This window comes from Rhizobium alarense (assembly GCF_021555155.1).
Lineage (GTDB): Bacteria > Pseudomonadota > Alphaproteobacteria > Rhizobiales > Rhizobiaceae > Rhizobium_D > Rhizobium_D alarense.
This window is the reverse complement of sequence record NZ_JAKGBU010000065.1, coordinates 23,553-32,138: the sequence shown is the minus strand read 5'-3', so window position 1 is coordinate 32,138 and position 8,586 is coordinate 23,553. Positions and strand designations below refer to the sequence as shown.

Sequence of the window (8,586 nt, the reverse complement as noted above, 5' to 3'; positions counted from 1 at the left end):
GACGGCGTTGCTCGGCGCCATTATCCCACTCGCGGTGCCGTTCCTGCTGCAAGGCCACATCAGCGCAGTCGGCGTGGTCGCCGCGATCGCGATCTCGACGACCATCGTCGACACTAGCCCGTTCTCGACCAATGGCGCCCTCGTCGTCGCCAATGCGCCGGACGACAAGCGCGAGCACGTTCTGCGTCAGCTGCTGGTCTACAGCGCCCTGATCGCCATCGTCGGACCGGTGATGGCCTGGTTGGTGTTCGTCGTGCCAGGTCTCGTCTAGGGTCGGGACTAGGACCACTCATCGAACAGGTCATGCAGGTCGCGGTTCGGATGGAGGCCGACGGAGACGCCGCGGGATAACAGCGCGACGCGGCTTTCCTCGGTGTAGGGCTGCCAGGGCGCCGTGTGGTGCCTGACGAAATCGCACAGGATGCGATGCAAGTACCTTACCGCCGCATCGGCAGGCAAAGCAGCGAGGGCATCGCGATGCCCCCAGGCCCAATCCAGATCGGATACGTGCGGGCCATATCCCTTGAACGGTCCGTCGAGTTGCGGCTGGTCATTGCGATAGACCCAGGTTGGGCTGCCGCGCGCCGCAAGGCGTTTGGCGAGGCGGATGGAGGGAAGTTCGTATTCCTCGGCGGTCAGAAGGAGCAGCCGGCGCTGCCTCTGGTCGAGTTCCGGGTGCAGCATGGCCGCTTCCGTTTCAATTCTTTCCATGAGCTCGCCCGGAAGATGGGCGAGCATGTCGTTCGTCCAGTCATCGCGTGCGCCGCGATCGGCGAGGACCGGATAGCACTCGTCGCGGCAGGTGCCGAGCAACATCGGCACGGGGTCCGCCTGACCGCTCTCGATCATGGCAAGCGGTCGCTCCGGCAGCAGCGCTCCGCCGAAGATCGGACGGAAGGGAAAGCGGAAAGGCGGCTGCCTGAACATCGCTTCCTGCGACGCCAGCAATCGCGGCCAGGCCGCTGACAGCAGCTCATCGGCAGAGAGAGAGGCTCTTTCGACGAGGTCTTGCGCCACGGAGCGCGCCTGCGTCTCGGAAAGGACCGTGTCGGCTCCGCCGCAAAGGGAAATCGCGGCGTGAAAAAGCCCGTGTGCGGCCGGAGTCGCCATCAGGACCGCGACGTTCTTCGCGCCGGCGGATTCTCCGCCGAGCGTCACCCGTGCGGGATTGCCGCCGAAGCGGGCAATGTTCGCACGGACCCAAGCGAGTGCGGCGATTTGGTCGCGCAGCATGGCGTTGGCGCTATCGGCATAGTCAGCGCCCAGCACCGCTTCCGCGAACAGGAGCCCCAGCATGCCGAGACGGTGGCCTACCGTCACGCAAAGAATGCCGTTTTGGGCGAACGCCGAACCGTCATAGACCGGACGCGATGTTCCTCCGATCACCTGCGACCCACCATGCAGCCAAACGAGCACCGGAAAAGGGCCCTCCCCTCGCGGAACCCATAGGTTCAGGTAGAGGCAGTCCTCGTCCATCGGCCGCTCGGGCATCCGACTTGGATCGCCCGGATAGTTTCCCGCATCGCGAGGCTGGGGCGCGACGGGAGCGAATTCGCCGGCATCGCGCAGCCCCTCCCATCGGGCCGGGGGGCGGGGCGGCAGCCAGCGCGCAGCTCCGATCGGCGGAGCCGCGTAGGGCACACCGAGGAAACGATACACGCGACCGTCCGTCCGACCTCGCAGCCTGCCCTGCTCGACCTCAATGATCGGATCGGCCGGTGACGCGGACGTCGAATAATCAGGCTGATGCATGGGTACTCAGCCCAGCGGAAGGTTGTCGAAGTGACAGGCTACGCGGTGAACCCGATCGATATCGCGAAGCTGCGGAACCTCGGCACGGCACCGGTCGACGGCGAACGGGCAGCGGGTGTGGAAGCGACAGCCGGAAGGCGGTCGGATGGGACTCGGCACATCACCCTTGAGCAGGATGCGTTGGCGCTTGCCGTCGGCTGCGGCCACCGGGACGGCGGAAAGCAGGGCGCGTGTATAGGGATGGCGGGAGGCGCCGAAAATCGATCGCCGATCGCCCTCCTCCACGACCCTTCCCAGATACATGACCGCAACCCGATGTGTGAGGTGCTCGACAATGGCAAGGTCATGGCTGATGAACAACAAGGTGAGCCCCGTCCGCTGCTGAATGTCCTGGAGCAGGTTGACGATCTGGGCTTTGACGGAAACATCGAGTGCGGAGACCGCTTCGTCGCAGACGATCAGCTCCGGATTGGGCGCCAGCGCACGCGCAATGGCGATGCGCTGGCGTTGGCCGCCGGAGAACTGGTGGGGATAGCGCGCGCCCGCGTCGCGTGGAAGTCCCACCATGTCCAGCAAGTGGCCGACGCGGGCATCGATGTCGGACGCCGTCTTCGCGATGCCGAAGTTCGCCATCGGCTCCGCCAGCGTGTCACGCACGGTGTGCCGCGGGTTCAGACTGGAGAAGGGATCCTGAAAGACGATCTGAACGCGGGAGCGAAACGCCCGCAGTGCCGCACCGGTGATGTTGTCCACGCGCTGGCCGTTGAGGAGGATCGCACCGCTGCTCGGCTGGTGCAATCGGACGACCGTCTTGCCAAGTGTCGACTTGCCGCACCCGCTCTCCCCTACGATGGACAGCGTTTCGCCCCGCCGAACCGAAAGGCAGACGTCGTCCATGGCATGGACGACAGCAGTGGGGCGACCCCAGAAGTTTGGTTTGATCGGATAATGCTTGCGCAGGTGGCGCAATTCGAGAAGCGGATTGGTGTCGGTCATGCCGGCGCTCCCGTCGCTACATTGTGGCAGGCCACCTTATGGCCGGGCTGCTTGGTCTCGAACACGGGGGCTTCTGTCCGACAGCGAGGGCTCGCCATGCTGCAGCGTTCCGCAAAGGCACAGCCGGCGATCGGCTGGCGCAGGCTCGGAACCTGCCCCGGTATTTCCTGAAGGCGCTCCGGCGCCTGATCCTCGAGAGATGAGCCGAGGCGCGGAATGGTCGCGAGAAGCCCCCGGGTATAGGGGTGCAGCGGTCGCGCGAAGATCTCCGCCGTCCTGGTCTCTTCGACCGTTCGGCCGGCATACATCACGATCACCCGGTCGGCCGTTTCCGCGACGACGCCGAGATCGTGCGTGATGAGGATGATGGCGGTGCCGGTGCGCTGCTGCAGCGAGCGCATAAGGTCGAGCACCTGAGCCTGAATGGTGACGTCGAGCGCCGTCGTCGGTTCGTCGGCGATGAGAAGCGCGGGCTCGCAGGCAAGCGCGATGGCGATCATCACGCGCTGGCGCATGCCGCCCGAAAGCTGGTGCGGATATTCGTCGACACGCTGCTCAGGTGCGGGCAGGTCCACGAGACGCAACATTTCGATCGCTCTCTCGCGCGCGGCACGGGCCGAAAGCCCCTGATGCAGGCGAAGCGTCTCCGAGATCTGCCGTCCGATCGTCAGAACCGGATTGAGCGAGGTCATCGGCTCCTGGAAGATCATGCCGATGTCGTTTCCACGAATATGCCGCATCGCGCGCTCGTCCAGCGACAGCAGGTCCCGGCCCATGAATTCAATGCGACCGGCGTTGCGCGCGCGTTTCGAAGGCAAGAGCCTCAATATCGAAAGTGATGTGACCGACTTGCCGGAACCAGACTCGCCGACGATCGCCAGCGTCTCGCCGGAATGAAGCGTGAAGGAGACGTCCTCGACCGCACGGACAGAGCCGCCATCGTCGGTTCGGAAGTGGGTACGGAGATTGCTGACGGTGAGAAGGGGCATGGCGGTTTCCATGGTCAGATCCGGTTCGCCGCGCGCGGGTCGAAGGCATCGCGTAATCCGTCGCCCAGCAAATTGACCGCGAGGACGGTGATGGAGAGGAATGCCGCCGGGAAAAGGATGATGTAGGGCTTGATTTGCCATAGCATCCTGCCCTCGTTCATGATCCCGCCCCAACTGGGGACGGAGGGCGGAGTGCCGGCGCCGATGAAGGAGAGCGCGGCCTCGGTGATCATGGCGGCGGAACAGATATATGTCGCCTGCACCATCACCGGGCCGAGTGTATTCGGCAGGATGTGTCGCAAGATGATACGCGGCATGGAAGATCCGGCCGCGATGGCGCCGTCCACGAAGGGTTGTTCGCGGATCGACAGCACCAGGCCGCGCACCAGCCGGCTCATGCGCGGAAATTCCGCCATGGTGATGGCGAAGATGACGTTGCCCACCGAGCCACCGGTGGCAGCCATCAGCGCGATGGCAAGAAGAATGGGGGGAATGGACATCAGTCCGTCCATGATCCGCATGAGGACGGAGTCCAGCCGCCGGTAGGCGCCTGCCAGCAGCCCCGTCGCCAAACCGAGCAGCGTGGCGAGCACCGCAACCGCAAAGCCGACGAGCAGGGATATCCGCGCACCGTAGAGCACGCGCGAATAGAGATCGCGGCCAAGTGTGTCGGTACCGAACCAAAAGGCCGCCGACGCTTCCCGATTGCGCCGCGCGGGCGACACATATTCCGGGTCGATCGTGCCGAGATATCGGGCCGCAAGCGCGATCACGACGATCGACACCAGCAAGCCGCCACCGACGAAGATCGCCGGGTGCTTGGCGAAGGCGTTTCGCAGCGTTCCTCGCTGCTTGGGCGCGGGGAAGAGATCCGGCAGCACCGCCGCCTGAACAGTGTCGGTTTCCATCAGTAGCGCACCCTCGGGTCAAGAACGGTGTATACAAGGTCGATGCATAGGTTGATCAGCACGTAGCCGAGACTGAAAATGAGCACGACGCCCTGGATGATCGGGTAGTCGCGGCGCAGGATGGCGTCGACCACCAGTCTGCCGATGCCGGGGATCGCGAACACGGTTTCCGTGACGACGGCGCCGCCGATGAGCATGGCGATGCCAAGCCCGATCACCGTTACAATCGGAACCGATGCATTCTTCAGCGCATGAAGGAAGAGGATGGGCCACTGCCCCAGCCCCTTTGCCCGGGCGGTGCGGATGTAGTCCTGCCCCAGAACATCGATCATGGCGGTGCGGGTGATGCGTGCAATCAGCGCGACGTAGACGCAGGAGAGCGCGACGGCCGGCAGGATCAGATTCCGGATGTAGGGGCCGAAGCCCTCCGCAAGCGGCTTGTAGCCCTGAACCGGAAGGAGATCGAGCCGGATCGCGAAGACGTAATTGAGAAGATAGCCGATCACGAACACCGGAACCGAAAAGCCGAAGACGGCGATACCCATTGCTGCCCGATCGATCCAGGTGCCTTGTCTTGCCGCAGCCAGAACGCCCATCGGGACGGCGATGCTGACGGAGATGAGCAGGGTGAGCGCCATCAGCGACAGTGTCGGCTCAAGCCGCTGCGCAATGAGGGTCGAGACGGGAAGCTGCGAGAAAATCGAGGTTCCGAGGTCCCCTTGCAGCACGTTGCCCACCCACTCGATGAAGCGCAGGGGCATGGGTCTGTCGAGACCCAGCGTCATGCGGATGCGTTCGATCTCCGCGGCCGACGCCTGGTCGCCCGCAATCAGCGCGGCCGGGTCGCCGGGCGCGAGATAGAGCAGGCTGAAGACGAAAAAGGCGACGAACACCATCACCGGAATGGTCGAAACCATTCGCCTTAGGACGAAATTCAACATCTGGATCCCGATCTTCTCACCAGGGAGCGCCGTGTCGGCTTGGGCTCACAGAGCGCTCGCAGTTCTTGGAACGACGCAACGGAAGAAGGGACTGCCCCCGTCCGCCATTGCGCCTGCGACAGGAAGGGTGCGTCGGAGCACCCTTCCCACAAGGTCATTTGCGCTCGATGTTCCAATAGACGGGCGCCGGAGGCGTGAGAATACCGGCGAGATTGTCCCGGTGCGCCCGGATCTGATATTGAGTGCCGATCGGCACATAGGGGACGGTTTCGATCGCCCGCAGCTGGATCTTCTCAGCCAGGGTCTTGCGCGCCTGTTCGTCGCTCAGATTCGCAAATTCCGTCCGCATGGCCTCGATTTCGGCATCGCAAGGCCAGCCGAACCAGGCCTTCTCACAGTTGGAGCGCAGGCCCAGATGGCCGACCGGCTCGAGATAGTCGAGGCCGCCGGGGCCGGAGATGAAGATCGACCAGCCCCCCTTGTCGACGGGCTCCTTGCTCTGCCGGCGGCTGGTTACGGTGGCCCAGTCCATGGCATCGACGCGGGTCTTGATCCCGATATCCCTCAGGAGCTGGTCCGCGACCGTTACGAATGCGTGGATGTTCGCATTTTCCGTGGCGTCCAGCAGGACGGCGGGGGTTCCGTCGTACCCGCTCTCGGCCACGATCGCGCGCGCCTTTTCGATGTCCGGCTTCGGGTAGCCCTCAGGGGTCGCATAGGGCGAGCCACAGGAATAGAAGGATTGGCATGCCACGCCTTGTGAGGGATCGGTGATCACCGCCGCGAGGAAATCCTCTCCGTTGACGGCCGTCAGCAGCGCCTTGCGCACGAGCGGATTGTCAAAGGGCGGCTGGACCGTGTTGATGCGGATCTGCTGGGCAACACCGATCTCATCCTGCTTCGCGACATCGACCCCTTCGGAGTCTTCCGCAAGCGGGATGAGATCGGCAGCCAGGTCCTCATCGATGTCGATCTCGCCTTTGCGCAGCGCATCGAGCGCAGTCTGCTGATCCGGAATGATCAACCACTCCACGCGATCCATCTTGGCGATCTTGCCGCCTGCAAGTCCGCTGGCCGGCTCCTTGCGGGGAACGTAATGCGGGTTCTTGGCGAAGGCCAGTTTGGCGCCCGGCACCCATTCATTGGCGAGGAAGACGAAGGGGCCGGAGCCGGTATAGTCCTTGACCGCCTCATTGGGCGGGGTAACGCTGGCGACGCGCGCCGGCATGATGAAGGGAACCGGAGCGCCCGGCTTGCCGAGGGCCTCGAGGACAAACCCCCAGGGCTCGGAAAGGGTCAGCGTGAACGTCCGGGCGTCGACCTCGGACCAGGCGGCGCCCTTTTGCGTCATTTGCTGTCCAAGGCTGTCGTTCGCGCTCCAGCGCTTCAAGGACGCGATCACGTCCGCCGACGTTACGGGACTGCCGTCGCTGAACTTCAGACCGTCACGAAGGGTAAATGTGTAGGTCTTGCCGTCTTCCGATTTCGACCAGGTGTCGACCATCTGCGGCTTTATTGTGAGCGACGCGTCAACGGCGAACAACGTGTCGTAGACCATGTAGCCATAATTGCGCGCCATCGAGTCGGATCCAAGCAGCGGATCCAATGCTTTCACATCACCCGAGGGTTTGATGCGAAGAACCTCGTCGGCAAGCGCCGTTCCCGATGCGAGCGACAACCCAACCGCCAGCAACACGCCGGCAAACTTCAAACTTCTCATTTCAACTCCTCCCATTCTCAAAGAATTACTCGGTTCTAAGTCGTGGCGAAAATCCTCGACCTCCGGCCCTCTTCGGCTACCGGTTGGGCGCCGCATTTCAGGTAGGCAAAGGTCGCGAGAGACAGCGCCGAAGCTGGTTCGCGACCCAGTTCCGATTGAACGAACTTCAGGGTGACGCGGCTCGCGCCCCCAAGCAGGCTGCTGTCGATGCCTGCGGTCAGCGCTGCGTGCCCTTCTGCTCCAAGATTGGCCGGCCAGCCTCCGAGAAAAACGCGACGCGCAGGAATGAGGTTGAGAGCGTTGCCGATAGCCATGCCAAGCTTGCGCAGCCGCCCCATGAGGTCTGCCGAGATCTTTTCCCCCAACGGCACGCGCTGCGGCCACGTGTCGCCAAGAGCCAGCAGGTCCGCTTCCTCGATCTTCAGCCTGGGCGCGATCGCGCTCGTCGAGAGGTAGGCCTCGAGGCAACCGGAGTGACCGCAGCGGCAACGCGGCCCCTTTGCCTCCACGACCATATGACCGAGCTCGCAGGCAATGACGTCGCCACTGCCCCAATGTTCGTTGACGACCGCCGCAGCGACGCCGTGGCCGACGAAGACATAAAGATAGTCGTCTCGGTGGTCGACAACACCAAGGCGAAGCCTTTGATCGATCGCGCGGGCAACCACCGAGTTCGCGATCTCGACGGGCGCCTCTGCAAAACTGGCCCGCACGCGATCCAATATGCTTGCCGGAGGAAGCGCTATGATCGGATTGATTTCGGTTCGCGGATCATAGCCCGGAATGGAGACGCCAATGTACTCCAGATGGCTCTTGGTCCGGGAGGCACGCTCGGCCAAAGCAGAAACGGACTGATCGAGAGCCTGCGTCACCGATTGAGCAGACGCACCATCCTTCAGATCGAACCGCTCTGAGAACAGCATCTCGCCGGCAAGATCCGCAATGCCGACATGCACCCGGTTATTGGAGACTTCGATCGCGCCAACCTTATGATTATTGCTTAGTGTAAGAATGGCGCTCGGCCCGCCCTGGTACTCTGCCGTCTGGCGGGTTTCCGCGAGAATTCCTTCCGACCGCAACTCGGCGACGATCCTCGACACGCTCGCTTCTGTGAGGCCCACGTTCTCAGCGATCTCCGTGCGAAAACAGCCGCCCTTGCGCCAAATATAGCTCAACACGGCGGCGCGCGTTTCCTGCCGACTCCGCACTAGCCTCACGCTTGTTCCTCCCATCCCAAGCATTATTCTTACAATAAGTAATATTGCCGAGCGCCAGCGGGA

The 8,586-nt window shown here is 63.4% G+C and carries 7 protein-coding genes and 1 pseudogene; 1 reads left to right on the top strand and 7 read right to left on the bottom strand.

Features of this window, described 5'->3' with window-relative positions:
* A pseudogene (locus tag LXM94_RS18765) lies at positions 1-271 on the top strand (SLC13 family permease); the annotation flags it as partial.
* 8 nt (positions 272-279) lie between these two features.
* Here the strand turns inward: LXM94_RS18765 and LXM94_RS18760 are convergent.
* The 7 genes from LXM94_RS18760 to LXM94_RS18730 form a co-directional block, all read right to left on the bottom strand.
* Positions 280-1,752 carry a carboxylesterase/lipase family protein gene (locus tag LXM94_RS18760; RefSeq protein ID WP_235772989.1) on the bottom strand — a complete coding sequence of 491 codons (1,473 nt, stop codon included), beginning with the start codon at positions 1,750-1,752 and terminating at the stop codon, positions 280-282.
* A gap of 6 nt (positions 1,753-1,758) precedes the next feature.
* Positions 1,759-2,748: an ABC transporter ATP-binding protein gene (locus LXM94_RS18755; protein ID WP_235772988.1), complete on the bottom strand. Its 990-nt coding sequence runs from the start codon at positions 2,746-2,748 to the stop codon at positions 1,759-1,761.
* The gene (locus tag LXM94_RS18750; RefSeq protein ID WP_235772987.1) at positions 2,745-3,737 is read right to left on the bottom strand and encodes an ABC transporter ATP-binding protein; all 993 of its coding nucleotides are present in this window, start codon (positions 3,735-3,737) and stop codon (positions 2,745-2,747) included. Before LXM94_RS18750 ends, LXM94_RS18755 begins: the two co-directional genes overlap by 4 nt.
* A gap of 14 nt (positions 3,738-3,751) precedes the next feature.
* Complete coding sequence (locus LXM94_RS18745) at positions 3,752-4,645, bottom strand: ABC transporter permease (RefSeq protein WP_235772986.1); 894 nt, start codon at positions 4,643-4,645, stop codon at positions 3,752-3,754.
* The gene (locus LXM94_RS18740; protein ID WP_235772985.1) at positions 4,645-5,586 is read right to left on the bottom strand and encodes an ABC transporter permease; all 942 of its coding nucleotides are present in this window, start codon (positions 5,584-5,586) and stop codon (positions 4,645-4,647) included. Before LXM94_RS18740 ends, LXM94_RS18745 begins: the two co-directional genes overlap by 1 nt.
* Positions 5,587-5,740: 154 nt before the next feature.
* Entirely contained in the window at positions 5,741-7,297 is a 1,557-nt protein-coding gene (locus LXM94_RS18735; RefSeq protein WP_408015667.1) for an ABC transporter substrate-binding protein, read from the bottom strand.
* Between the two features lie 44 nt (positions 7,298-7,341).
* A complete protein-coding gene (locus tag LXM94_RS18730) occupies positions 7,342-8,538 on the bottom strand; it encodes an ROK family transcriptional regulator (protein ID WP_268965174.1) in 1,197 nt (398 codons plus the stop codon).
* Positions 8,539-8,586: the final 48 nt, after the last annotated feature.